25 protein-coding genes are annotated in these 24,178 nt (G+C 55.6%); 12 read left to right on the forward strand and 13 right to left on the reverse strand.

Annotated elements, in window-relative coordinates:
* The first annotated feature begins 94 nt into the window (after positions 1–94).
* The 4 genes from lapA to yciH all read left to right on the forward strand — a co-directional run bounded on the left by lapA (position 95) and on the right by yciH (position 2,816).
* The gene (gene lapA / locus K7R23_RS17855) at positions 95–406 is read left to right on the forward strand and encodes a lipopolysaccharide assembly protein LapA (RefSeq protein WP_012905964.1); all 312 of its coding nucleotides are present in this window, start codon (positions 95–97) and stop codon (positions 404–406) included.
* A 6-nt stretch (positions 407–412) separates the two neighbouring features.
* Positions 413–1,582 carry a lipopolysaccharide assembly protein LapB gene (gene lapB / locus K7R23_RS17860; RefSeq protein ID WP_012905963.1) on the forward strand — a complete coding sequence of 390 codons (1,170 nt, stop codon included), beginning with the start codon at positions 413–415 and terminating at the stop codon, positions 1,580–1,582.
* Between the two features lie 169 nt (positions 1,583–1,751).
* The gene (pyrF, locus tag K7R23_RS17865) at positions 1,752–2,489 is read left to right on the forward strand and encodes an orotidine-5'-phosphate decarboxylase (RefSeq protein WP_012905962.1); all 738 of its coding nucleotides are present in this window, start codon (positions 1,752–1,754) and stop codon (positions 2,487–2,489) included.
* A complete protein-coding gene (yciH, locus tag K7R23_RS17870; RefSeq protein WP_012905961.1) occupies positions 2,490–2,816 on the forward strand; it encodes a stress response translation initiation inhibitor YciH in 327 nt (108 codons plus the stop codon).
* Between the two features lie 142 nt (positions 2,817–2,958).
* Here the strand turns inward: yciH and osmB are convergent, their stop codons facing one another.
* The 13 genes from osmB to pspF all read right to left on the reverse strand — a co-directional run bounded on the left by osmB (position 2,959) and on the right by pspF (position 17,536).
* Positions 2,959–3,177, reverse strand: coding sequence for an osmotically-inducible lipoprotein OsmB (osmB, locus tag K7R23_RS17875; RefSeq protein ID WP_000498253.1), 219 nt, complete (start codon positions 3,175–3,177; stop codon positions 2,959–2,961).
* Between the two features lie 255 nt (positions 3,178–3,432).
* Positions 3,433–4,182 carry a DNA-binding transcriptional regulator YciT gene (gene yciT, locus K7R23_RS17880; RefSeq protein WP_012905960.1) on the reverse strand — a complete coding sequence of 250 codons (750 nt, stop codon included), beginning with the start codon at positions 4,180–4,182 and terminating at the stop codon, positions 3,433–3,435.
* A 93-nt stretch (positions 4,183–4,275) separates the two neighbouring features.
* Complete coding sequence (locus K7R23_RS17885; protein WP_024132686.1) at positions 4,276–4,458, reverse strand: YciZ family protein; 183 nt, start codon at positions 4,456–4,458, stop codon at positions 4,276–4,278.
* Positions 4,459–4,627: 169 nt separating this feature from the next.
* Positions 4,628–6,631 (reverse strand): cyclic di-GMP phosphodiesterase, encoded by a 2,004-nt coding sequence (gene pdeR, locus K7R23_RS17890; protein ID WP_012905958.1) that lies wholly within the window; start codon positions 6,629–6,631, stop codon positions 4,628–4,630.
* A gap of 246 nt (positions 6,632–6,877) precedes the next feature.
* Positions 6,878–8,812 (reverse strand): exoribonuclease II, encoded by a 1,935-nt coding sequence (locus tag K7R23_RS17895; protein WP_012905957.1) that lies wholly within the window; start codon positions 8,810–8,812, stop codon positions 6,878–6,880.
* Between the two features lie 89 nt (positions 8,813–8,901).
* The gene (locus K7R23_RS17900; RefSeq protein WP_012905956.1) at positions 8,902–10,053 is read right to left on the reverse strand and encodes a carboxymuconolactone decarboxylase family protein; all 1,152 of its coding nucleotides are present in this window, start codon (positions 10,051–10,053) and stop codon (positions 8,902–8,904) included.
* A gap of 200 nt (positions 10,054–10,253) precedes the next feature.
* Positions 10,254–11,042 carry an enoyl-ACP reductase FabI gene (gene fabI / locus K7R23_RS17905; RefSeq protein WP_012905955.1) on the reverse strand — a complete coding sequence of 263 codons (789 nt, stop codon included), beginning with the start codon at positions 11,040–11,042 and terminating at the stop codon, positions 10,254–10,256.
* Positions 11,043–11,163: 121 nt separating this feature from the next.
* Entirely contained in the window at positions 11,164–11,970 is an 807-nt protein-coding gene (gene sapF, locus K7R23_RS17910; protein WP_012905954.1) for a peptide ABC transporter ATP-binding protein SapF, read from the reverse strand.
* Position 11,971: 1 nt separating this feature from the next.
* Complete coding sequence (gene sapD, locus K7R23_RS17915; RefSeq protein WP_012905953.1) at positions 11,972–12,964, reverse strand: peptide ABC transporter ATP-binding protein SapD; 993 nt, start codon at positions 12,962–12,964, stop codon at positions 11,972–11,974.
* Entirely contained in the window at positions 12,964–13,854 is an 891-nt protein-coding gene (sapC, locus tag K7R23_RS17920; protein WP_012905952.1) for a peptide ABC transporter permease SapC, read from the reverse strand. Before sapC ends, sapD begins: the two co-directional genes overlap by 1 nt.
* A complete protein-coding gene (gene sapB, locus K7R23_RS17925; RefSeq protein WP_012905951.1) occupies positions 13,841–14,806 on the reverse strand; it encodes a peptide ABC transporter permease SapB in 966 nt (321 codons plus the stop codon). Before sapB ends, sapC begins: the two co-directional genes overlap by 14 nt.
* Positions 14,803–16,446: an ABC transporter substrate-binding protein SapA gene (gene sapA / locus K7R23_RS17930; RefSeq protein ID WP_012905950.1), complete on the reverse strand. Its 1,644-nt coding sequence runs from the start codon at positions 16,444–16,446 to the stop codon at positions 14,803–14,805. The genes sapB and sapA overlap by 4 nt, the downstream gene beginning before the upstream one ends.
* Positions 16,447–16,558: 112 nt before the next feature.
* Positions 16,559–17,536, reverse strand: a complete 978-nt coding sequence (gene pspF / locus K7R23_RS17935; RefSeq protein WP_012905949.1) for a phage shock protein operon transcriptional activator — start codon at positions 17,534–17,536, stop codon at positions 16,559–16,561.
* A gap of 168 nt (positions 17,537–17,704) precedes the next feature.
* On the opposite strand from pspF, the gene pspA reads away from it, so the two are divergent.
* The 8 genes from pspA to K7R23_RS17975 all read left to right on the forward strand — a co-directional run bounded on the left by pspA (position 17,705) and on the right by K7R23_RS17975 (position 24,171).
* Positions 17,705–18,373 carry a phage shock protein PspA gene (gene pspA / locus K7R23_RS17940; RefSeq protein WP_012905948.1) on the forward strand — a complete coding sequence of 223 codons (669 nt, stop codon included), beginning with the start codon at positions 17,705–17,707 and terminating at the stop codon, positions 18,371–18,373.
* Positions 18,374–18,427: 54 nt separating this feature from the next.
* Entirely contained in the window at positions 18,428–18,652 is a 225-nt protein-coding gene (pspB, locus tag K7R23_RS17945; protein ID WP_012905947.1) for an envelope stress response membrane protein PspB, read from the forward strand.
* A complete protein-coding gene (gene pspC / locus K7R23_RS17950) occupies positions 18,652–19,011 on the forward strand; it encodes an envelope stress response membrane protein PspC (RefSeq protein ID WP_012905946.1) in 360 nt (119 codons plus the stop codon). Before pspB ends, pspC begins: the two co-directional genes overlap by 1 nt.
* A gap of 18 nt (positions 19,012–19,029) precedes the next feature.
* On the forward strand, positions 19,030–19,254 hold the full coding sequence (gene pspD, locus K7R23_RS17955) for a phage shock protein PspD (RefSeq protein ID WP_024132684.1): 225 nt from the start codon (positions 19,030–19,032) through the stop codon (positions 19,252–19,254).
* Positions 19,255–19,451: 197 nt separating this feature from the next.
* Positions 19,452–21,134 (forward strand): alpha-amylase family glycosyl hydrolase, encoded by a 1,683-nt coding sequence (locus K7R23_RS17960; protein WP_042623271.1) that lies wholly within the window; start codon positions 19,452–19,454, stop codon positions 21,132–21,134.
* Positions 21,135–21,147: 13 nt separating this feature from the next.
* The gene (locus K7R23_RS17965; protein ID WP_012905943.1) at positions 21,148–22,440 is read left to right on the forward strand and encodes an ABC transporter substrate-binding protein; all 1,293 of its coding nucleotides are present in this window, start codon (positions 21,148–21,150) and stop codon (positions 22,438–22,440) included.
* Positions 22,441–22,460: 20 nt separating this feature from the next.
* On the forward strand, positions 22,461–23,342 hold the full coding sequence (locus tag K7R23_RS17970) for a carbohydrate ABC transporter permease (RefSeq protein ID WP_012905942.1): 882 nt from the start codon (positions 22,461–22,463) through the stop codon (positions 23,340–23,342).
* Positions 23,329–24,171 (forward strand): carbohydrate ABC transporter permease, encoded by an 843-nt coding sequence (locus K7R23_RS17975; RefSeq protein WP_012905941.1) that lies wholly within the window; start codon positions 23,329–23,331, stop codon positions 24,169–24,171. Before K7R23_RS17970 ends, K7R23_RS17975 begins: the two co-directional genes overlap by 14 nt.
* The last annotated feature ends 7 nt before the right edge of the window (positions 24,172–24,178 follow it).

Raw genomic sequence — 24,178 nt, forward strand, 5'->3', positions numbered from 1 at the left:
CATTTCGCACTCGCCGTGAAAATGGTAATTTAAAGGGCTAAATGCGATAAGTTGCACACGATTTATCCGCTTAAACCACATAACGGGAAGTAATGTGAAATATTTACTCATTTTCTTACTGGTGTTGGCGATTTTTGTTATCTCGGTAACGTTGGGAGCGCAAAACGATCAGCAGGTTACATTTAATTATCTGCTGGCGCAGGGGGAGTATCGCATCTCTACCTTGCTGGCCGTTTTGTTTGCCGCGGGTTTCGCCATTGGCTGGTTGGTCTGCGGCCTGTTCTGGCTGCGGGTTCGTGTTTCTCTGGCGCGCGCTGAACGTAAAATCAAACGACTGGAAAACCAGCTAACGCCTGCCGCTGACGTTGTGGTAACGCCGGGTACTACGCCGGTCGTCAGGGAATAACGGTTTATGCTGGAGCTGTTGTTTCTGCTGTTGCCTGTGGCGGCCGCTTACGGCTGGTATATGGGCCGCAGAAGTGCGCAACAAACAAAACAGGATGAGGCTAACCGCCTGTCGCGCGATTACGTCGCCGGGGTTAACTTCCTCCTGAGCAACCAACAGGATAAGGCGGTGGATCTGTTCCTCGACATGTTAAAAGAGGATACCGGCACCGTTGAGGCCCATCTTACGCTCGGAAATTTGTTCCGCTCGCGTGGTGAAGTCGATCGCGCAATTCGCATCCACCAGACCCTGATGGAAAGCGCGTCTCTCACCTATGAGCAGCGTCTGCTTGCCGTGCAACAGCTTGGTCGCGACTATATGGCCGCCGGACTGTATGACCGGGCGGAAGATATGTTCAACCAGCTTACCGACGAAACGGATTTTCGCGTCGGCGCGCTGCAGCAGCTGCTGCAAATTTATCAGGCCACCAGCGACTGGCAGAAGGCGATAGAGGTCGCAGAGCGGCTGGTCAAGCTAGGCAAAGAGAAGCAGCGCGTCGAGATTGCGCACTTCTACTGCGAACTGGCATTGCAGCAAATGGCCGGCGACGATCTCGATCGCGCGATGACGCTGCTGAAAAAAGGCGCCGCGGCGGACAAGAACAGCGCCAGGGTATCGATTATGATGGGGCGCGTCTGGATGGCGAAGGGCGACTATGCGAAAGCGGTCGAGTCGCTTCAGCGGGTGATTTCCCAGGATAAAGAGCTGGTCAGCGAAACGCTGGAGATGTTGCAAACCTGCTATCAGCAGTTGGGTAAAAACGAAGAGTGGGTGGAGTTTCTGCGCCGCGCGGTAGAAGAGAATACCGGCGCCGCCGCCGAACTCATGCTCGCCGATATTCTGGAAGCCCGCGAGGGACACGATACCGCGCAGGTCTATATTACGCGCCAGCTTCAGCGCCATCCAACGATGCGCGTGTTCCATAAGCTGATGGACTACCATCTCAACGAGGCGGAAGAGGGGCGGGCGAAAGAGAGTCTGATGGTGCTGCGCGACATGGTGGGCGAGCAGGTACGCAGCAAACCGCGCTACCGTTGCTCAAAGTGCGGATTTACCGCCTATACCCTGTACTGGCATTGCCCGTCTTGCCGCGCATGGTCGACAATCAAGCCTATTCGCGGGCTTGACGGCCTGTAATTTTTAAAAAGCGCTTATTTTAGTTACAACATCCTATTGAGTATTTATTACCGATTACTGCGACCACGCAGCCGCAAAGCTTAGCAGTTGAAAAATGGCGTCTGTTAATTTCTGCGTCTCACAGGTAGAATGCTGGCCGTTTATCCATTTGCTGGCAAAAGGTCTGGTTATGACGGTTACTGCTCCATCTTCTCCCCGCGCTGTTACTTCTTCTCCCGTGGTTGTTGCCCTTGATTATAATGACCGTGATAAAGCGCTGGCGTTTGTTGACCGCATCGACCCGCGCGATTGTCGGCTGAAAGTGGGCAAAGAGATGTTTACGCTGTTTGGACCGCAGCTGGTACGCGAGCTTCAGCAGCGTGGCTTTGAGATCTTTCTGGACCTGAAATTTCATGATATCCCGAACACAACCGCCCATGCGGTTGCCGCGGCGGCGGATCTTGGCGTCTGGATGGTAAACGTCCATGCGTCGGGCGGGGCGAGAATGATGACTGCCGCCCGTGAAGCGCTGTTGCCGTTTGGTAAAGATGCGCCGTTACTGATTGCGGTGACGGTCTTAACCAGTATGGAAGCGAGCGACCTTGCCGATCTGGGCGTGACGTCGTCACCCGCGCAACATGCCGAACGCCTGGCGGCGCTGACGCAAAAATGTGGTCTGGATGGGGTGGTCTGTTCGGCGCAGGAAGCGGTGCGTTTTAAGCAGGCGTTTGGTCGTGATTTCAAACTTGTCACGCCGGGAATTCGTCCGCAGGGCAGCGATGCTGGTGATCAGCGTCGCATCATGACCCCGGAGCAGGCGCTGGCGGCTGGCGTGGATTATATGGTCATTGGCCGTCCCGTTACCCGGGCGGACAACCCGTCGCAGGCATTACAGGCGATAAACGCCTCACTTAAGGCGGGGGAGTAAATGAACGATTCAAACAGCCGTCTGGTTTACTCGACCGATAGCGGACGTATCGAGGAACCTAAAGCGACGCCGGTTCGTGCCAAAGGGGACGGGATTGTCCGCATTCAGCGTCAGACCAGCGGACGAAAAGGAAAAGGCGTCTGCCTTATCACTGGCGTCGAGCTCGACGATAGCGAACTGGGCAAACTGGCGGCAGAACTCAAAAAGAAATGTGGCTGCGGCGGCGCCGTTAAAGATGGCGTGATTGAAATCCAGGGCGATAAACGAGACTTAATTAAAACGCTGCTGGAAGCAAAAGGGATGAAAGTGAAACTGGCCGGCGGGTAATCAGCCCAGGCTAACCTGGATAATGAAAAGCCACGACCTGATGTCGTGGCTTTTATATTCATGGTTTACTTTGGTGTAGTGCAGACCAGAAAAGAATAAAACGTATTATATATCGAGCCGGTCAATCGCAGAGGCTTTACGATTATTTACCTACCTGATGGCCGATAACGCCACCGACTGCGGCGCCGCCCAGGGTACCCAGGGTGCTGCCGTCCGTCAGGACTGCGCCGCCCAGAGCGCCTGCGCCCGCGCCAATGGCGGTGTTGCGGTCACGTTTGGACCAGTTAGAGCATGCGCTCAGAGACATTGCCAGAGTAATTGCCAGTACGGCAGCGGTCATTTTTTTGCTCGTTACAAACATAATACTTTCTCCTGAATTAACGATTCACGAATGGCAGCTCTCTTTAACTATAGTTAAAATATCCAGTAATAAGAGAATGTTCGTGAAACTTTAGTGCGCAGGGTAATATCACGCAGGTGATAGTCACTTCCTGTTATATCGCTAATATTAATTTTACAACCTTCGCCTGTTAACAACAGGTAAATAGTCTTAATTCAGGAGTAAGAATCCTCTCAAGCGCAAACGATCGGCAGGGCAAATCATTTGCGCTCGCCCTTAAGCGGCATCGACAATATCGACGGTCAGGCCATTGCGTTCCATTTGCAGCCGATCGCTGCCGTTGATTTTCGCATCGGTGATAACGCGGCTGAATCTTTCCATCGGACCCAACGTGTAGGGATGAACGACGCCGAACTTAGAGCTGTCCGTCAACACAATAGCTTCAGTGCCTTTTTCCAGCACCGCATTGACCACATCGGCGCGCATCATATCGCGCCCGGTAAAACCGGTCCCGCTCTGCCAGCCGTCGATGCCAATAAAGGCTTTACTGAAGTGCACCTGCTGAATGAACTGACGGGTAAGCGGCCCGACCATACTTTCGCTTTTCTTCTGGTAGATGCCGCCAGGCAGAATGACTTCGCACGGCGTTTCTTTCAGCAAATGTGCGATATAGCAACTTACCGTGATGATCGTGACATCCTTCAGCCCGGCCAGGGTTCTCGCCAGCAGGGCATTGCTGCTACCGTTTTCGATAAAGACGGTCTCGCCGGGGCTTACCAGCGACGCCGCATACTCCGCCAGCTGGCGCTTGAGGGTATAGTTGGTCATCATACGGGTTTCGACATCTTCGCTGTCCAGCGAAACGGCAAAACCGTGAGCGCGACGCAGAAAGCTTTGCTTTTCCAGGGTGTTCAAATCCTGGCGAATGGTTACTTCAGAAACGCCGGTGATTTTTGCCAGCTCTGAGACGCTCATCTGGCCTTTATCAATCACCATCTGCAAAATGGATTGTTGTCGGGAATTCATAATTTTCGTTTTTAAAGTCGTAGCATACCGGGGATTAAACACATACGGCGCTGGCCCTCTGCGCAGGCAGAATGCCAGGACACGCGCGAAACATCAGATTTCCCACGGGGCTTTGGGACGGGGCGTTGATGATGCGGAATCCTCCGGCGCCTGGCTCAGCAGCTCCGCCTTCAGAATTTCAAGATTATGGATGGCGGAGTGGTAATCACCGGCCACCAGGATATCCAGCACTGTATCAATTCTTTCAGCAACCCGTTTGGCGTCAATATCAGACATGGGGGATCCTTCGTTGGATGTAGAATTAATTTAATGATGCAAAAAATGTCGGCAAAAGAGAAGGGAAAATTCAGCTTCGCCAAGAGCGATTGGGTTTCTGACAATTTCTGTTATTACACAGGGACATGAATGCAGTGAAAAGCGCAATTTTCCGTTTCCTTTTTATCGGTTACGCGCCGGCCTGACGCATTTTTTTATTGAGATGACGCTTATACCAGCGTTCAAAGACGGCAGCAGGCATCGGCTTAGCAAATAGAAAGCCCTGCCTTTCGTTAACGCCGTTTTTGGTCAGGAACGCATCCTCTTTGACGCTTTCCACTCCTTCGGCAATGACCTGAAGATTCAGCGCCTGCGCCACGGCGACGATAGCGCGCACCATCGATTGGGAGACCGATTTTTTATGAATATCCCTGACAAAGATCTGATCCAGTTTGATGGCATCAATGGGAAAGCGCGTCAGCTGCGAAAGAGAAGAATAACCGGTGCCGAAATCGTCGAGATGCACCTGCGCGCCAAGCTGACTGAATTGCTGGATCACGGACAGGGCGAGAGATTCGTTTTCAATCAGACAGCTTTCGGTCAGCTCCACATCAATAGGGCAGTATTCAAAATTCAGCTCATGCAGCACCTGCTTCAGGTCGGTGAAGATCGTCTGATCCGCAAGCTGGCGGGCAGAGATATTGACCGCCACCCGCAGATTGATCCCCTTATCGCGCCACTTCGCCACCTGGCGCACCACGTCGAGGAGCACCCAGCGCCCAAGCGGCACGATGAGCCCTGACTCCTCAGCGTAGGAGATAAACTCTCCGGGCGCGATAAGGCCCCGTTCCGGCGACTGCCAGCGCACCAGCGCTTCGAGGCTACGGACTTCGCCCCGCCAGGTGACTTTGGGCTGATAGTGAATCAGCAGCTGGTCGTTTTCCAGCGCTTTGCGCAGATGCGTGTCCAGCCACAGGTATTCGAATACCCGTTCATTCATTTCCGGCGAGAAGACGCAAAACTGCCCCCGTCCGCCTTCTTTCGCCGTGTACATTGCCGTATCGGCATTGCGGATCAGGCTGTGACTATCCTCCCCGTGCTGGGGGGCCATTGCGATGCCCACCGAACAGCCGGTATACACTTCCGGCAGGCCAATGCGAAAAGGCTGACGCAGACGGGTCAGTATGCGTGAGGCGACGGCTTCAAGGGAACTTTGCGACGTATGGCTGGCGAGCACGATAAATTCGTCGCCCCCCAGCCGCGCGAGGATCTGGTTCTCTTCCAGACAGCTCAGCAGCGCTAATGACACCGCCTGTAAAAGCTGGTCGCCAAACATATGTCCGTAGGCGTCGTTGACCTTTTTGAAGTTGTCGAGATCGAGATAAACAATGCCCACCTGACCGCCACTGGCATTGGCAATGGCCTCATTAATCAGCTCATGGATGGCGTTGCGGTTTGGCAAACCGGTGATGGTGTCCGTATTCGCCAGCACGCGCAGGCGCTCCTGGGCGCGCCGCTCCTCGGTGATATCAATACCGGAGCAGATAAGGTAAATTTCATTCTTACCGCTGCCGCTGTGGACGAATTTATTGCGAAACAGAAACAGGCGCTGCCCTTTACGCGTCTTTACCCAGCGTTCAATCTCATAAGCGCTGCCGTTGCGAAAGAAGCCGCTGATATTGCGCCGTGAAGCCGCGGCTTCCCGCTTGCTCATAAATAGCCTGAATACGCTCTGGCCAATCACCTCCTGCTCTTTAAGTCCGGTGTACTCTTCACACAGACGGTTAAAGCGCTGGATGTTGCCGTGGCTGTCGAGGATCACGATCGCCGAATTGGCTTCTGAAACCACCTGCTCGGCAAACGCCAGTCCTTTCATCAGATCGCGCGCGACGGAAGGGGTGTCATGCCAGGCGCTGGCGCTGCCCGCCCACGCGTGATGGCCGGTTTTACGTCCCACCAGGTGTACCGGCAGTTCGCTGCCGTCGACCGGCAGGATCAACATCAGGCTGGAGGTAATGACCGTCATTTCACGAATGCGTTCAGCTTGCTCCGGCGAAAGGGTAATTGTTTCAACGCGTTCCGCGGTTTCGCTCACGGAGAGCCACAGGTCGTCAGTCTCATCTGACAATCGCCAGAAAAGGCTTTGCGTACCCATCTCACTATATAACGTCGCGTTTCGCCGAATATCATTCATGACAGACACCATCCCATCCACAGCGCAGATCTTCCTCATGGCGAGGTTAGCCGCGATAAATATAGGGTTAAGAGCAGCAGAACATCTTGTTTTGCTTATATATTTATTTGTAATTCACAACTGGCGAAAAGCCCAGCGAAAAAAGAAAATATATCCGCTGGTCAGAATGAGTAGCGTGGGAGAAAAAAGACAGGATGCGAAAGAAAACGGCCTTCCCGTGCAGGAAAGGCCGTTGGCGTGTGGGCGTCAGGCAACCGGACGGGCGATAACGCTGCGGGTTTCCATCCGCACTTCGGCGATGGTGACATCAATGACGTCCGTCACTTTATACACCGTTTCACCTTTAATCTGCACGGTGCCGCTTTCCTGGCTGCAAACCAGTTCGTCGCGAACGGCGTGCAGGAACGGCGCCGGAATAAAGGCGACCGCGCCGTTATCCACCAGGCGCACGCGCATTCCGCCGCGGCTGATATCAATGATTTCAGCGGCGAAACGGGTATCGGTACCGGCTTTATCCTTCAGGAAGCGGGCATACAGCCAGTCACCGACGTCGCGTTCCGCCATGCGGTTCAGGCGGCGACGCTCTGCCATCTGAGTGGTCACGTCGTCCTGCGGACGTGCGATATTTTCACCTTTAATCACCGCTTTCAGCAGGCGATGGTTGATCATATCGCCGTACTTACGAATCGGCGAAGTCCAGGTGGCGTAAGCTTCCAGACCGAGGCCAAAGTGCGGGCCCGGTTCAGTGCTGATTTCAGCAAAGGACTGGAAGCGGCGAATGCGACTGTCAAGGAAGCCGGAGGGCTGTGCGTCCAGTTCGCGGCGCAGTTTACAGAAGCCTTCCAGCGTCAGTACTTCCTGCGGGTCGACATGCACGTCATGGTTTTTCAGCAGCGCCGCCAGCGCTTCCGTGTTCGCCGGATCAAAACCGGTATGGACGTTGTAGATACCAAAGCCCAGCTTATCGCGCAGGACGCGTGCGGCGCAGATATTGGCGGCGATCATCGCCTCTTCAACGATACGGTTGGCAATGCGGCGCGGCTCAGCGACGATATCCAGCACTTCACCTTTTTCACCAAGAATGAAGCGGTAGTCCGGACGATCTTTAAAGACCAGCGCATGGGCATGACGCCACTCGCCGCGGCTCAGGCAAATGCGTTGCAGCAGGCGGATCTGGCGGGCGATATCTTCGCTTGCCGGCTGCCAGTCTCCGCTATTTTCCAGCCAGTCAGAGACATTGTCGTAAGCCAGTTTAGCTTTTGACTCAATCGTGGCGGCAAAGAAAACGATATCATCCTCAATGGCGCCATCTTCGGCAAGCGTCATGCGGCAGGCGAGCACCGGGCGCACTTCATGCGGACGCAGCGAGCACAGGTCGTCCGACAGTTCGCGTGGCAGCATCGGGATGTTGAATCCCGGCAGGTAGTTGGTGAACGCGCGAAGTTTCGCCGTCTTATCCAGTTTGCTGCCTTCCGCGATCCACGCGGTCGGGTCGGCAATGGCGACGGTCAGTTGCAGTCTGCCGTCGGCCAGCTCTTCGGCGTACAGCGCATCATCCATATCTTCGGTGCTGGCGCTGTCAATGGTGACAAAATTGAGCGCGGTCAGATCCTGACGCGCCAGACCTTCGTCCAGCATTTCGCTCGCCACGCCGTCCGGCGCCTCTTTTTCCAGATTGTGCCGCGCCAGCGTTACCCACCACGGAACAAAGTGATCGTCGCCGAAGGTAATAAATTGCGTTAATTCGGCGTAGAAGGAGCGGTCGCCTTTCAGCGGATGACGGCGCATTTCCGCGACGGCCCAGTCGCCTTCTTTAAATTCATGCGTGACGCCGCGCGCGGCGCGGCAGAGAATGGCGTCTTTAAGCAGCGGATGATCCGGCACTACAGACAGGCGATCGTTTTTGCCCTGAACTCTCCCCACGAAGCGGGTCAGGAACGGCTCTACCAGTTCTTCCGGCTCCGCTGACTCGCGGTCTTTGTCGGTATGGATCACTGCGATAACCCGGTCGCCATGCATCACTTTTTTCATTTGCGGCGGCGGGATGAAGTAACTTTTCTGCGCATCGACTTCCAGGAAGCCAAAGCCTTTTTCCGTGGCTTTTACCACCCCTTCAGCTCGCGGCGTCTGGGAATGCAGTTGCTGTTTAAGCTGCGCTAGCAGCGGGTTATCCTGAAACATATTTGTCTATTTTCGTGGCCAAAAGAGCGGCTGACAGTTTTACGCGAAACTACCTGATGCGGCAAGCGCTCTTTATGCCATTGGCGAGGTTAACGTGTCTCACCCAGCGCGATTTTCAGACGGTTCAGCCAGCCGCACAGGCCGCACCAGCCCAGCAGATTGATCGCCTGAATCATGGACGCGCTTCGCTCAATGAGCGGGGCGAGCTGTGCGGCGCTAAAACGGTCCGGCGCGCGCGTCAGCAATTGTATCGCCTGTGACAAGGGACGCTCAACCGGATGATGTCGCTCCCAGCGTTCAATTTCACGTTCGTGTTGTCGCAGCGTATCAACGATTTCCGGCGTAAGGCCGCGCTGCGTCGCCTGCTCATTAAAACAGCTTACGCTGCCGTTTATCCGCGCGGTCATCAGGGCGGCGAACTGGTGCTCATCGGAGTGGCCGCGCAGCGTGCTTTTCAGCAGCGCGGCCAGTAGCGCAAGCAGCGTTGGCTGATGAATCAGATTTGGCGCAAGCGACTGTAACTCCGTAAACGACTGAAAACGGGAAAGGCATTCACGCTGTTCCGCGCTGGCATAGCGTTGTTCAGACGGCTCATGCGCCGGATACCAGCCGACCCCAGCCGTCTGAAACAGCGATTCGTCGGCGAAGGTCTGGGCATTCAGGCCCGGCATCCAGCGTACGGACTGGCCGGTCAGTGCCTGAAAAATCGCCACCACCCGCGCCTGAAAGCCGACAAAGCCGATAATCTGGTTAAACAGGGTGATATCCCAGCTGGACAGCCCGACGTCAGCCAGCTGCTGACGGGCGCGGGCGTCAATCACCGACGGCGAGCTGGCAAGCTGACGGGCATACTGGGTTATTTGCGCCAGCCGGTGATTGCTTTCCCGCGATGAGTCCGGACCGGGAAGCGGCGTCAGCCGGGCGGCATAATGGTTGCACAGACGCTGTACGCCGCAGACCTGCGCGACGGTCAGCGCGGTGCTCATGCGCTCATAGGCGCTAAAGGTGTGCAGGCGGCTGAGCGGGACGTGGTCAGGGAACAGCTCATCCGCCAGCTGCCGGGCGGGCTGTAGCCACGCCTGAAAAGGCCGCAGCGTCTCATCGGGGAGGGTTAAATCAAGCAGGAATCGATCGTCAACGTGAGCGGCTTCCGGCACCAGCGGCAAAACCTCCTGCGGCCAACTGCTGGACTGGGTTTCATGATACCACTGGCCTTTGCCGTTGAATCGGCGTTGTTCCATGGGCGTTCCTTGGTCTGTATGTGGCGACCCGGACACGTCGTGGTCGAATCACGCCGGATCGTTTTCGCTGCTTTATCCTGGCGTAAGCGGGGGGAGGGACAAAAGATTGTTGCGTGATAATAAATAGCAAAAAGGCATATTGCGGCAGAAAGGGGGAAAAGCAGGGCGGCATCGCGCCGCCCGGGGAGGAACGCTGAGGATTATTTCAGTTCCAGTTCGTTCATCGCAGCGATGCTGAAGCCGCCGTCCACATGAACCACTTCGCCGGAAATACCGCCGGAGAGATCGGAGCACAGGAACGCCGCGGAGTTACCCACGTCTTCTATGGTAACGGTACGGCGAATCGGGGTAACGGCTTCGCAGTGCGCCAGCATTTTACGGAAATCTTTAATGCCGGATGCGGCCAGGGTACGGATTGGACCGGCGGAAATGGCGTTCACGCGCACCCCTTCCGGACCCATTGCGTTCGCCATATAGCGGACGTTGGCTTCCAGAGACGCTTTCGCCAGCCCCATCACGTTGTAGTTCGGGATAGCGCGCTCTGCGCCCAGATAGGAGAGGGTCAGCAGGGCAGAACCCGGATTCAGCATGGCGCGGCATGCTTTCGCCATTGCCACAAAGCTGTAGGAGCTGATGTCGTGGGCAATTTTAAAGCCTTCGCGGGTAACCGCGTTCACGTAGTCGCCGTCCAGCTGGTCGCCAGGCGCGAAGCCGATAGAGTGCACGAAGCCGTCAAATTTCGGCCAGGCTTTGCTCAGTTCAGCGAACATCGTTTCGATGCTTTCATCTTCCGCCACATCGCACTGCAGAACGATGCTGGAACCCAGTTGGGCAGCAAATTCTTCCACGCGGCCTTTCAGTTTGTCGTTCTGGTAGGTGAACGCCAGTTCAGCGCCTTCGCGGTGCATCGCCTGAGCGATCCCCCAGGCGATGGACAGTTTGCTGGCAAGACCGGTTACCAGAATACGCTTACCGGAAAGAAAACCCATAGCTTAAATCCTTATGTTATTGTTGTGGCGCCGGGCCGCTATCGGGGCCCGGCGTCGTTAAAACGCGGCGATTCTAACACGAGACGCCGGGAGAGTTAATCCGACCACTGCCTGAAGTCGTTTAGCGATCTTTTCGCCACGCATCGGCGGTTAGCGCCTCGCCAAAGTGACCGGCGATTAAACGCTTCGTCAGTTCATGCAGCGGCGAGGCCAGAACGTCGGCGGTACTGCCGCGCTCCACCACCTCGCCCTGATGCATAACTAAAACCTGATCGCTGATGTGTTTCATCATGCCAAGGTGCTGGGTGACGTAAATATAAGAGATACCCTGTTTCTCCTGCAATTCCAGCATCAGGTTAATTAACTGCGAGCGCATCGACATATCGAGCGAAGCCAGCGCCTCATCGGCAATGATGACCTTCGGGCGTAAAATCAGCGCCCGCGCCAGACCGAGACGCTGCTTCTGCCCCGGCGCCAGCATGTGCGGATAGTAGCTGACGTGATCGGGCAGCAGGCCAACCATACGCATGGTGTCAATAATCTGCTTACGGCGCTGCTCCGGCTCCAGATCAGTATTCAGACGCAGCGGGAAATCGAGAATTTGCGAGATACGCTGGCGCGGGTTGAGCGATGTCGACGGGTCCTGAAAAATCATCCGGATGCGCTGGCTGCGAAAGGAGTAATCGCCAAAGTTCAGCGGATGATCGTCAATCAGCAGTTCGCCGCCGCTCGGTTCGACCATTCCGGCCAGCATTTTCGCCAGCGTCGACTTACCGGAGCCGTTCTCGCCAATGATCGCCAGCGTCTGGCGCTCACGCAGGGTAAAGCTCAACGGCTTCACCGCCTCCACGGTCTGACGTCGAAACCAGCCGGTGCGATAGCGGAAGGTTTTACTCAGATTACGCACTTCGAGTAAGGTTTCGACCATCTCACTCTCTCTCCATGTTCAGCGGGAAATGACAGGCGAAAAGATGGTTTTTCGGTCCGGTCAGACGTGGCGTCTCAATGCATTCTCGTTGCGCATACGGGCAGCGCGGCCCCAGACGGCAGCCTATCGGTAATTGCTCCAGCAGAGGGATGGCCCCCGGCAAGGTATTCAGACGACTTTTATGCGGCATGGCACTGCCAAAGTCAGGGATCGCGCGGATCAGCGCCTGCGTGTACGGATGGTGCGGCATGGTCACCAGCTCTCTGCTCGGCGCGGTTTCAACCGTTTGCCCACAGTACAGCACGTTAATTTTATCCGCCCACTGGCTGAGCATTTGCAGGTCGTGGCTGATCAGCAAAATGGTGGTATTGCTGTTCTGGTTTAAACGCGTCAGCAGGCGGAAAATTTGCGCCTGGGTGGTCGGTTCCATCGCGTTCGTCGGCTCATCGGCGATCAGCAGGCGCGGCTGGTTTGCCAGCGCAATGGCGATCATCACCTTTTGACATTCGCCGTCGGTCAACTCATACGGGAAGCTGCGCATCGCATCTTTATGATCTTTAATCCCCACGCGGTGCAGCAGTTCAATGGCCCGGCGCTTGCGCCAGCCGAAACGCTGCCACCAACGGCCCTTGTAGGTCCAGGCGGGGATGTTTTGCATTAACTGCCGCCCGACACGTTCCGACGGGTCAAGACACGACTGCGGCTCCTGGAAAATCATCGACACGTTATGCCCCACCAGCTTGCGGCGTTCGCGCGGGGAGAGGCGCAGCAGGTCAATGTCGTCAAAGCGCATGCGATCGGCGGTGACGCGCCAGTTATCTTTCGCCACGCCGCAGATGGCTTTCGCGATCAGGCTTTTGCCGGAGCCGGATTCGCCCACCAGCCCGCGAATTTCCCCCTCGCTTAAGGTCATGCTGACGCGGTCGACGGCTTTCACCCACTCGTCGCCGGTTTTAAATTCAATGGTCAAATTGCGGATATCGAGTAACGGCATTATTCCACCCCCGCAATGATGGCGCGACGCACGCCGTCGCCAAGCAGATTGACCAGCAGCACGCTAATCATAATAGCGGCGCCGGGCAGCATCACCGTCCACGGCGCGACGTAAATCAACTCCAGCGCGTCGCCAAGCATTGCGCCCCATTCCGGCGAAGGAAGCTGCGCGCCGAGATCGAGAAAGCCGAGCGCCGCAATATCCAGAATCGCCATCGACAGCGCGCGGGTGATCTCCGTGACCAGCCCGGCGGTAATATTGGGCAGCACGGCAAACCAGAGGATATTCAGCGTGGTTGCGCCGTCAAGCCGCGCGGCGATAACGTACTCTTTTTCCAGTTCGTCATGCACCATGCTGTAAACTGAGCGCACCATTCTCGGCAGCAGCGCCAGCCAGACGGCAAACATCGCATGGCCCAGATGCGGCCCTGCGAAGGCCACCACGATGATGGCCAGCAGCAGCGAAGGAATCGACAGCAGCGTATCAAGAATATGGTTCAGCACCGCCGAGCGCAGGCCGTGGGTAGCGCCGGCCACCACGCCCAGCAGCAGGCCGCAAAGCGTCGCCGCGACCGTGACGATAAACGCGCCGCCCACCGTCGGGGCCGCGCCGCTGAGCAGACGGCTGAGCACGTCACGCCCGAGATCGTCTGTGCCGAGAAAGAACGAGACTTCGCCATAGCGCGACCAGGAGGGCGGCAGTAGCTGGTAGCCGAGGAACTGCTGATCGATGCCATAGGGCGCGAACCAGCCGCCGAACAGACACAGCAGCGCCAGCCCGGCGCAGCCATACAGGCCGATCATTGCCGGGGTATCGCTGTAAAATTTGCGCCACGCGGTGCGCAGCGTTCCCGGTGGGCGCTTTTCGCTATAAACGCTATCGTAAGGCATACCATTCCTTATGTTTCAGAGGGTTAGCCATAGCACCCAGAATATCGGAAATTACGTTAACAATAATGACCAGCGATCCGATCACCATCACCCCCGCCGAAATCGCTGCATAGTCCTGCTGGCGAATGGCGTTGATTAACCAGCGGCCAAGCCCCGGCCAGCTAAAGACCATCTCGGTAATCATCGCCAGGGTCAGCATGGTTGAAAACTGTAGCCCAAGGCGCGGGATAACCGGCGGCAGCGCGTTATGCAGGACGTGGCGGCGCAGAATGGTGAACCTGGAGAGGCCGCGCGTCGCCGCCGCCTTGATATAGTTCTGGTCAAACACATCAATGGTGCTGATGCGCATCAGGCGGATCACTTCCGTGGTCGGTGCGACCGCGAGCGTCAGCACCGGCAGCACCATATGTCGCAGCGCGCTCATCACCATCTCATCGCGCCAGGGAGAGTCAGAGAGCCAGGCGTCAACGATCGCCAGCCCGGTGACGGGTTTCACTTCGTATAGCAGATCGAAGCGACCCGATACCGGCAGCCAGCCGAGCGTCAGGGAAAAGAACAGCGTCAGCAGCAGCGCCAGCCAGAAGACGGGAATCGAGAAGCCGAGCAGGGCGAGGGCGCTGATTAAACGATCCTGCCATTTGTTGCGGGTGATGCCCGCCAGCATACCGACCGGGATCCCCACCATCAGCGCAAAACCAAAGGCGAGAGTACACAGCTCCATCGTGGCGGGAAAGACCTCTTTAAGCTGCTCGGAGATGAGCTGACCGTTAATGCTGGAGACGCCGAAGTCCCAGTGAAGCAGGCCGCCAAACCAGAAGACCCACGCGTTCCACAGCGATGCGCCCTGAAGCGGCGCGTGCGGCGTGAAATAGCTCAGGCTAAAGCCGATAAAGGTCAGGAAGAAAAGGGTGACCATCAGCAGCAGCAGGCGGCGCAAGGTGAAGATAATCATGGTTGTTTCACCTCTTCAATAGCTTCGCGCGACACGCCGGCGAAGGAAGCGTTGCCAAACGGGCTGAGCACCAGCCCCTTAATATCGTAACGGTACGCCTGCAGGCGCAATGAAGAGGCGAGCGGCAGGATCGGCAGCTCGTCGGCGAGAATATTCTGCGCCTCGCCGTAGGCGTCGATGCGCGCGGAAAGCTGCTGTGAAGAGAGGGCCTTACGCAACACGCGATCAAACGCCGGGTTACACCAGTGGGCAAAATTGGTCTGCGAATGAATGGCGGCGCAGCTCAGCAGAGGACGGAAAAAACTGTCCGGATCGTTACTGTCGGTCGCCCAGCCGGATAGGGTCAGATCGTGATTCATATCCATCAGCCGCGCCTCCTGAAAACGTCCTTCCACCGGCACAATCACCACCTTCACCCCCACCTGCGCCATATCCGCCTGAATCAGTTCAGCCGTTTTCAACGGGCTGGGGTTCCAGGCCTGTGAACTGGTTGGCACCCACAGTTGCAGCGTCAGATTCTCCAGCCCCAGCGCCTTTAACTGCTCGCGCGATTTGGCCGGATTGTATTCAGTAATTTTGGCCTCGCTGTCATAGGCCCATGAGGCGCGCGGTAAAATTGAGGCCGCCGTTTCCGCTGTGCCGTAATAGATCGACTGCATCAGCCGCTGATTATTAATGGCCAGCGCCAGCGCATGGCGTACCGCGGGGTTATTGAGCGGCGGCTTATCGGTATTGAACGCCAGATAGGCGATGTTCATGCCGGGACGCAGGGTCAGGCGCAGGCGCGGATCGTCGCGCAGGATGGTCAACTGACTGGCGGCGGGCCAGGCAAGGACATCGCATTCCCCGGTCAATAGTTTCGATAAGCGCCCGGTGCCGCCGGAGCCTAAATCCACGACCACCTGCGGCATCAGCGGCGTGCCGCGCCAGAATTTATCGTGCCGTTGCAGGCGAATGTACTGCCCGGCCCGGTATTCAGACAGCTGAAACGGCCCGGTTCCTACCGGCTGTCTGTCGAGCTGTTCCTGACGATCCACTCCGGCAAGCTGCGCCGCGTATTCCGCGGACATCACCGACGCATAGTGGGTCGCCAGGTGCCATAAGAAGGAGGCGTCCGGCTGCGAGAGGCGAAACTCGACGGTGTGATTATCGAGTTTACGCACGCTTTGCACGTTATCGGCAAACTGCAGGCTGTCGAAATAAGGAAAGTTGCCGCCGTTGACGTTATGCCAGGGATGCCCGCGATCAAAAATGCGCTGGAAGGTAAAGACCACATCATCCGCATTCAGCTTGCGGGTTGGCGTAAACCAGGGCGTTTTTTGAAAGGCGACGTCGCGGCGCAGGTGGAAACGATAGGTCGCGCCGTTATCCAGCACTTCCCAGCTTGCCGCCAGCTCCGGCACCAGCCGATAGGTATAGGGATCGACATCCAGCAGCCGGTCATACAGCTGCGCGGCAAGCGTGTCGACGATCAGGCCGCTGCTTGCTTTCTGCGGATTGAAGGTATTGACCTGCCCGCTGACGCAATAGACAAAACCGCTGTTGCGGATATCTGTGGTCGGCGTGGATTCAGGCGCAGCAGCAGCCTGACCACTCAGAAGTCCAGCCATCACGATCAGAGACGATAAAACCAGGCGCATAATTTTTAAGGTTTTTAGATTCGATTTGCAAAGTGTATCGCACTTCGGCCCGCCAGGTAAAAATCACGACGGGCAACTGACGTAAATATGCGCGATCAGGTGGCAGTAATCGCTAAATCTGATGTTTTTTAAGCAAGGCGCGCAGCTGATGATAGGTAAGCCCGAGCAGTTCCGCGGCCCGCTTCTGGTTAAATTTCGCCTGCTGCAGGCTCGTTTGCAGGAGCGTCTTTTCCTGCTGCTGTTGAAATTCGCGCAAATCAAGGGGCAGGGCGGGACCTGAAGCGGCGACGTCGGCCTGTGCCGTTATCGCTGGCGCCTCACGCTTAAACGGATCGATCACAATCTCATCAAGCGGCGTATCGCTGGTGCCATGACGGTATACCGAGCGCTCAACCACGTTCTTTAACTCGCGGATATTGCCGGGCCATGCGTAATTCAGCAGCGTTTCTCTGGCGCGGTCGGTGAATCCCGGGAATAAAGGCAGACCCATTTCCCGGCACATCTGAATGGCAAAGTGATCCGCCATCAGCATGATGTCACTCTGCCGCTCACGCAGCGGCGGCAGCAGCACCACATCAAACGCCAGCCGGTCCAGCAGGTCGGCGCGAAAAGCGCCTTCCTTCACCAGCGCCGGAAGATCGGCGTTGGTGGCGCAGACCAGCCGCACGTTAACCTGCAAAGGCTGGCTGCCGCCGACCCGCTCCAGTTCGCCATATTCAATCACCCGCAGCAGTTTTTCCTGCACCAGCATCGGCGCCGTCGCCAGTTCATCAAGAAACAGCGTCCCGCCGTCGGCGCGCTCGAAACGACCGGGATGGCGCTTTTGCGCGCCGGTAAACGCGCCGGCTTCATGACCAAACAGCTCGCTGTCGAGCAGGTTTTCGTTCAGCGCGGCACAGTTAAGGGAGATGAAAGGCCCCTGCCAGCGAGAGGAGAGATAATGCAGGCGATTGGCGATAAGCTCTTTCCCGGTCCCCCGTTCACCGATGATCAGTACCGGCTTGTCCAGCGGCGCGAGGCGGGATACCTGCTCCAGCACTTCCAGAAAGCTATTGGCTTCGCCTAAAAGGTTATCTTTGTATTCCGCCATGATGAATTTCGCCAAATGTTGGTCTGTTTCACCACTTTACTCTGTTTTCAGGCTGAGGTAAATCTGTACATAAAGTTATAAAACAAAGGCTTAAAAAGTTGGCACGCAGATTGTATTAGATAATCAGCAGGGCACCGCCCGACATCTAATAATTGTGAGGATTGAATTATGGGTATTTTTTCTCGTTTTGCCGATATCGTGAACGCCAACATCAACGCGCTGCTTGAGAAAGCGGAAGATCCGCAGAAGCTGGTTCGCCTGATGATTCAGGAAATGGAAGATACGCTGGTTGAAGTACGTTCCAACTCCGCCCGTGCGCTGGCGGAAAAGAAACAGCTTACGCGCCGCATTGAGCAGGCCACCGCTCAGCAGGCTGAGTGGCAGGAAAAAGCCGAACTGGCGCTGCGTAAAGATAAAGAGGATCTGGCCCGCTCCGCACTGATCGAAAAACAGAAGCTGACCGACCTGATCGTCACGCTGGAGCAGGAAGTGACGCTGGTGGAAGATACGCTGACGCGGATGAAGAAAGAGATTGGCGAGCTGGAGAATAAACTCAGCGAAACCCGCGCTCGTCAGCAGGCGCTGATGCTGCGCCACCAGGCGGCAAGTTCGTCCCGCGACGTGCGCCGTCAGCTCGACAGCGGCAAAATCGATGAGGCGATGGCGCGTTTCGAATCATTTGAGCGTCGCATCGATCAAATGGAAGCAGAGGCGGAAAGCCACGGCTTTGGCAAACAGAAAACGCTGGATCAGCAGTTTGCCGACCTGAAAGCGGATGATGAAATCAGCGAGCAGCTGGCACAACTGAAAGCCAAAATGCAGCAAGACAAGCAATAATAAGATCTGGCGGCGTCTGAATGCGCCGCCGTTCATCACCTGTAAGGAGTACACATGAGCGCGCTATTTCTGGCCATTCCGTTAACCATTTTCGTGCTGTTCGTGCTGCCGATTTGGTTGTGGCTGCATTACAGCAACCGTTCCGGCCGTGGCGAACTTTCGCAAAACGAGCAGCAGCGTTTAGCTCAGCTGAGCGACGAGGCGCAGCGTATGCGCGAGCGTATTAAGGCGCTGGAAGATATTCTTGATGCAGAGCATCCGCACTGGAGGGACCGCTGATGGGTGGTATCAATCTGAATAAAAAATTGTGGCGCATTCCGCAGCAGGGCATGTTGCGGGGAGTATGCGCCGGTATCGCGCAGTACCTGAACGTGCCGACTAAACTGGTACGGATATTAGTCGTCCTGTCGATCTTTTTCGGGCTGGCGTTTTTTACGCTTGTCGCTTACATCATTCTGTCTTTTGCACTCGACCCGATGCCGGATAACCTGGCGGCAGGCGATGGTCAGCCGACGAGCGGCGAGCTACTGGATGCGGTCGATCAAGAGCTGGCAGCGGGGGAGAAGCGCTTACGTGAAATGGAGCGCTATGTCACCTCCGATACCTTTACCTTACGCAGCCGTTTTCGTCAGCTGTAACTGAGGAGAAACGTTTTGATGAATAATCGCTGGCAACGCGCCGGGCAGAAGGTGAAGCCCGGTATGAAAATAGCAGGTAAGCTGGTACTTCTGACCGCGCTGCGTTACGGCCCGGCGGGCGTCGCAGGGTGGGCAGTGAAGTCTGTCGCCAGACGTCCGCTGAAAATGTTGCTGGCGCTGGCCCTCGAACCCTTATTAAGTCGGATGGCCGCTAAAATATCGAAACGCTATTCCGGAAAATAATGACGTCAATTACGGGCCGCCCGGTCCGTAACAATTAAATTACAATCCAGCCATTTATTTGCGGCAGCTCACAAATACGCTTTTTGGGCTGCCGTAACCGTTTTATTTCCACGCTAAAAAAACCGTTGCTGCATTGACAGCTAATTTTACCGGGAGTAGTCTCTTGCTTCATGGGACCGCTACCACGGAAAAGTAAAGTGAAGCAAAAAATTCAGGACTGCCTCCGCCATGTTTATGGCGATACATGGACCGCGCGGCATCAGGAAATGTTAGAAGAACGCGTTAAAAGAACGCGTAATACTATTAGTGGAACACGTAAGCCACACTGGGATGAAAGCGATGTGGTGCTTATTACTTATGCCGATCAATTTCACAGTGAGAAAGAAAAACCGCTGCCAACCTTTAATCGCTTCTGGTCTCAGTGGCTACGGTCGGTATTTTCTCACGTTCATCTTTTACCTTTTTATCCGTGGTCGTCCGACGATGGATTTTCCGTAATAGATTACTATCAGGTCGCCAGTGAAACGGGCGACTGGAATGATATTAAAACCCTGAATCAATCCTGCCATTTAATGTTTGATTTTGTCTGCAATCATATGTCGGCGCAGAGTGAATGGTTTAATCACTATTTACAGCAGACGCCCGGCTATGAAAATTTCTTTATTGAAATGGACCCGCAGACCGATTTAAGCGCGGTAACGCGTCCGCGCGCGTTACCTTTGCTGACGCCGTTTACGCTGCAGGATAATTCAGTGCGCCATTTATGGACAACCTTCAGCGCAGATCAAATAGACCTGAATTACGCCAACCCCGACGTGCTGCTGGCGATGGTCGACGTACTGTTGACCTACCTTGAACGGGGCGCTGACTATGTGCGTCTCGACGCGGTCGGCTTTATGTGGAAAACGCCGGGGACCCGCTGTATCCATCTGGAAAAGACCCATCAGCTGATCAAGCTGTTCCGCGCCATTGCTGACGACGTGGCGCCGGGTACGGCAATCATCACCGAAACCAACGTTCCGCATCAGGACAACATCTCCTATCTGGGAAATGGCTACGACGAAGCCCACATGGTGTATCAGTTCTCCCTGCCGCCGCTGGTGCTGCATGCGGTGCATCGTCAGGATACGCGCGTGCTGTGCCAGTGGGCGCAGTCGCTTAAGCTGCCTTCGCCGAAGACCACCTGGTTTAACTTTCTTGCTTCTCACGACGGCATTGGTCTTAATCCGCTACGCGGTCTGTTAGCGGAAGAGGATATTTTATCGCTGGTTGCCGGGCTGCAAAAAGAGGGCGCGCTGGTTAACTGGAAAAATAACCCGGACGGCAGTCGTAGCCCCTATGAAATTAATGTCACTTATATGGATGCGCTCAGTTCGGGTGACAGCAGCGACGACGAGCGGCTGGCGAAATTTATGCTCGCGCATGCCTTACTGCTGACCTTTCCGGGTATTCCGGCGATTTATATCCAGAGTATTCTGGGGTCACGAAATGACAATGAAGGGGTGGCGGAACTGGGCTATAACCGTGCGATTAATCGCAAAAAATATTCGCTGCAATCGATTGAGTCTGAGCTAATGAATGACGGATCTCTTCGCCATCGCGTATACCAGACATTATCCCGGCTGGTAATGATTCGCCGAAAGACTAAAGCGTTTCACCCGGAAAGTGGCTTTACGATAAACAGTATTACGCCTGCGGTGTTGAGAATTATTCGCAGGGCAGACGAAGACGAGCTAATTACCGCTTTCTTTAATTTCAGCGATCGCCGTCAGACAGTTAATACAGTAACGCTTTGCGGAACGGATTTGATTAGTGAAGATAATGTTTCCGGTGAAACATTAACGCTGCAACCCTGGCAGGTTATGTGGATTAAAAAATAAAAAGGAACATCTGATGATTAAAACAAAAATGGTGCTGTTATCAGCACTGGTTTCCTGCGCCTTAGTTTCAGGCTGCAAGGAGGATAAATCCGCCCACGTATCAATTGAATTTATGCACTCCTCGGTTGAACAGGAGCGCCAGGCGGTTATTTCTTCGCTGATTACACGTTTTGAAAAAGCGAATCCGGGCATTACCGTTAAGCAGGTGCCGGTGGAAGAGGATGCCTATAACACTAAAGTGATTACCCTGGCGAGGAGCGGATCGCTGCCTGAAGTGATCGAAACCAGCCATGACTATGCAAAAGTGATGGACAAAGAGCAGCTGATTGATCGCGATGCGGTGAAGAACGTGATCCAGTCCGTGGGTGAAAACGTCTTTTATGACGGCGTACTGCGTATTGTGCGCACCGAAGACGGCAGCGCCTGGACCGGCGTACCGGTCAGCGCCTGGATCGGCGGTATCTGGTATCGCAAGGATGTGCTGGCCAATGCCGGTCTGAGCGAGCCGCGGAACTGGCAGGAACTGCTGACCGCAGCGCGAACGCTAAACGATCCGGCGCATAAAAAATATGGTATCGCCTTGCCGACCGCGGAAAGCGTGCTGACTGAGCAGTCCTTCTCGCAGTTTGCTTTATCCAACAAAGCCAACGTGTTTGACGCGCAGGGGCAGATTACGTTGAACACCCCGGAAATGGCCCGTTCGCTGAGCTATTACCGCGAGCTGGCGGCAAACACCATGCCGGGCTCCAATGACATCATGGAGGTGAAAGACGCGTTCATGAACGGCACCGCGCCGATGGCGATCTACTCCACTTATATACTCCCGGCGATTATCAAAGAGGGTAATCCGCAGAATATCGGCTTTGTGGTGCCAACGGAGAAAACGTCGGCGGTGTACGGCATGTTGACCTCGCTGACCATTACCAACGGCCAGAAAACGGAAGAAACCGAAGCCGCAGAAAAATTTGTCGCCTTTATGGAGCAGGCCGACAACATCGCCGACTGGGTAATGATGTCGCCGGGCGCGGCGCTGCCGGTCAATAAAGCCGTCGTCGGAACAAAAATCTGGCAGGACAACGACGTGATTAAAGCGCTCGGCGAGCTGCCTGCGCAGCTGATTGCTGAACTGCCGAATATTCAGGTTTTCGGCGCGGTAGGGGATAAAAACTTCACCCGTATGGGCGACGTGACCGGCTCCGGGGTGGTGAGCACAATGGTGCATAACGTGACGGTAGGCAAAGCCGACCTCTCCTCAACGCTTCAGGAAAGCCAGAAGAAACTGGACGACCTGATCCAGCAGCGTTAACGGGGATGAGGAACGCAGTTATGACCCGCGTATTTTCTGGTCGATCCGATATGCCGTTTGCGCTGTTGCTGCTGGCGCCCAGCCTGTTGCTGTTGGGCGGCCTTGTGGCCTGGCCAATGATATCGAATATCGAAATCAGTTTCCTGCGCCTGCCGCTCAATCCACGCATTGAGGCCACCTTTGTGGGGCTGAGCAATTACGTTCGCATTCTTTCCGATCCGGGGTTCTGGCATTCGCTGTGGATGACGATATGGTACACCGCGCTGGTGGTGGCGGGCAGCACCGTGCTCGGGCTGGGCGTGGCGATGTTCTTTAACCGCGAGTTTCGTCTGCGTAAAACGGCGCGTTCACTGGTGATCCTCTCCTACGTCACGCCGTCTATCTCGCTGGTATTTGCCTGGAAGTACATGTTCAACAACGGCTACGGCATTGTGAACTACCTCGGCGTGGATCTGCTGCAACTCTACGATCGGGCGCCGCTGTGGTTCGACAATCCGGGCAGCAGCTTTGTGCTGGTGGTGCTGTTCGCCATCTGGCGCTACTTCCCGTACGCGTTTATCTCGTTTCTGGCGATTTTGCAGACCATCGATAAATCGCTGTATGAAGCGGCGGAAATGGACGGCGCTAACGCCTGGCAGCGTTTTCGCATCGTCACGCTGCCGGCGATTATGCCGGTGCTGGCGACGGTGGTGACCCTGCGCACGATCTGGATGTTCTATATGTTCGCCGACGTTTATCTGCTGACCACCAAAGTCGATATTCTCGGCGTCTATCTCTACAAAACGGCTTTTGCCTTTAATGACTTAGGGAAGGCTGCGGCCATTTCCGTCGTGCTTTTCATCATTATTTTCGCCGTCATTTTGCTGACCAGAAAACGGGTGAACCTCAATGGCAACAAATAAACGCAAACTCGAACGCGTGGCTTTTTACTGCGGGCTTATCGTTTTTCTGGTCATCACGCTGTTTCCCTTTTTCGTGATGCTGATGACCTCGTTCAAGAGCGCGAAGGAGGCCATTTCGCTGCATCCCACGCTGCTGCCGCAGCAGTGGACGCTGGAGCACTATATCGACATTTTTAATCCGCTGATTTTTCCGTTTGTCGATTATTTCCGCAACAGCCTGGTGGTGTCGGTGGCCTCGTCGGTGGTGGCCGTCTTCCTTGGCACCCTGGGAGCATACGCGCTGTCGCGCCTGCGCTTTAAAGGGCGAATGACCATCAACGCCAGTTTTTACACCGTGTATATGTTCTCGGGCATTCTGCTGGTGGTGCCGCTGTTCAAAATCACCACCGCGTTGGGCATTTACGATACGGAGATGGCGCTGATCGTCACGATGGTGACCCAGACGCTGCCGACCGCCATCTTCATGCTGAAAAGCTACTTCGACACCATCCCGGATGAGATCGAGGAGGCGGCGATGATGGATGGGCTGAACCGTCTGCAAATTATCTTTCGCATTACCGTGCCGCTGGCGATGTCGGGGCTGGTCTCGGTCTTCGTTTACTGCTTTATGGTGGCGTGGAATGACTATCTGTTTGCCTCCATTTTCCTCTCCAGCGCCAGCAACTTTACGCTGCCAGTCGGGCTGAACACCCTGTTCAGCACGCCTGATTACGTCTGGGGCCGGATGATGGCGGCGTCGCTGGTGACGGCATTACCTGTCGTCATTATGTATGCGCTTTCCGAACGTTTTATTAAGAGTGGTTTGACCGCTGGCGGCGTGAAGGGCTGAGGCGGGA

It is taken from the genome of Citrobacter rodentium NBRC 105723 = DSM 16636 (genome assembly GCF_021278985.1).
Taxonomy (GTDB): domain Bacteria; phylum Pseudomonadota; class Gammaproteobacteria; order Enterobacterales; family Enterobacteriaceae; genus Citrobacter_A; species Citrobacter_A rodentium.

What these genes read in the sequence shown, in the direction of transcription:
- K7R23_RS17895 (WP_012905957.1), bottom strand. Translation starts at nt 8,812, where the DNA reads ATGTTTCAGGATAACCCGCTGCTAGCGCAGCTTAAACAGCAACTGCAT.
- sapB (WP_012905951.1), bottom strand. Translation starts at nt 14,806, where the DNA reads ATGATTATCTTCACCTTGCGCCGCCTGCTGCTGCTGATGGTCACCCTT.
- pspC (WP_012905946.1), top strand. Translation starts at nt 18,652, where the DNA reads ATGGGTGGTATCAATCTGAATAAAAAATTGTGGCGCATTCCGCAGCAG.
- pspF (WP_012905949.1), bottom strand. Translation starts at nt 17,536, where the DNA reads ATGGCGGAATACAAAGATAACCTTTTAGGCGAAGCCAATAGCTTTCTG.
- K7R23_RS17900 (WP_012905956.1), bottom strand. Translation starts at nt 10,053, where the DNA reads ATGGAACAACGCCGATTCAACGGCAAAGGCCAGTGGTATCATGAAACC.
- K7R23_RS17975 (WP_012905941.1), top strand. Translation starts at nt 23,329, where the DNA reads ATGGCAACAAATAAACGCAAACTCGAACGCGTGGCTTTTTACTGCGGG.
- sapF (WP_012905954.1), bottom strand. Translation starts at nt 11,970, where the DNA reads ATGGTCGAAACCTTACTCGAAGTGCGTAATCTGAGTAAAACCTTCCGC.
- pdeR (WP_012905958.1), bottom strand. Translation starts at nt 6,631, where the DNA reads ATGAATGATATTCGGCGAAACGCGACGTTATATAGTGAGATGGGTACG.
- pspA (WP_012905948.1), top strand. Translation starts at nt 17,705, where the DNA reads ATGGGTATTTTTTCTCGTTTTGCCGATATCGTGAACGCCAACATCAAC.
- yciH (WP_012905961.1), top strand. Translation starts at nt 2,490, where the DNA reads ATGAACGATTCAAACAGCCGTCTGGTTTACTCGACCGATAGCGGACGT.
- fabI (WP_012905955.1), bottom strand. Translation starts at nt 11,042, where the DNA reads ATGGGTTTTCTTTCCGGTAAGCGTATTCTGGTAACCGGTCTTGCCAGC.
- osmB (WP_000498253.1), bottom strand. Translation starts at nt 3,177, where the DNA reads ATGTTTGTAACGAGCAAAAAAATGACCGCTGCCGTACTGGCAATTACT.
- lapB (WP_012905963.1), top strand. Translation starts at nt 413, where the DNA reads ATGCTGGAGCTGTTGTTTCTGCTGTTGCCTGTGGCGGCCGCTTACGGC.
- K7R23_RS17965 (WP_012905943.1), top strand. Translation starts at nt 21,148, where the DNA reads ATGATTAAAACAAAAATGGTGCTGTTATCAGCACTGGTTTCCTGCGCC.
- yciT (WP_012905960.1), bottom strand. Translation starts at nt 4,182, where the DNA reads ATGAATTCCCGACAACAATCCATTTTGCAGATGGTGATTGATAAAGGC.
- K7R23_RS17885 (WP_024132686.1), bottom strand. Translation starts at nt 4,458, where the DNA reads ATGTCTGATATTGACGCCAAACGGGTTGCTGAAAGAATTGATACAGTG.
- sapD (WP_012905953.1), bottom strand. Translation starts at nt 12,964, where the DNA reads ATGCCGTTACTCGATATCCGCAATTTGACCATTGAATTTAAAACCGGC.
- K7R23_RS17970 (WP_012905942.1), top strand. Translation starts at nt 22,461, where the DNA reads ATGACCCGCGTATTTTCTGGTCGATCCGATATGCCGTTTGCGCTGTTG.
- pspB (WP_012905947.1), top strand. Translation starts at nt 18,428, where the DNA reads ATGAGCGCGCTATTTCTGGCCATTCCGTTAACCATTTTCGTGCTGTTC.
- pspD (WP_024132684.1), top strand. Translation starts at nt 19,030, where the DNA reads ATGAATAATCGCTGGCAACGCGCCGGGCAGAAGGTGAAGCCCGGTATG.
- sapA (WP_012905950.1), bottom strand. Translation starts at nt 16,446, where the DNA reads ATGCGCCTGGTTTTATCGTCTCTGATCGTGATGGCTGGACTTCTGAGT.
- pyrF (WP_012905962.1), top strand. Translation starts at nt 1,752, where the DNA reads ATGACGGTTACTGCTCCATCTTCTCCCCGCGCTGTTACTTCTTCTCCC.
- sapC (WP_012905952.1), bottom strand. Translation starts at nt 13,854, where the DNA reads ATGCCTTACGATAGCGTTTATAGCGAAAAGCGCCCACCGGGAACGCTG.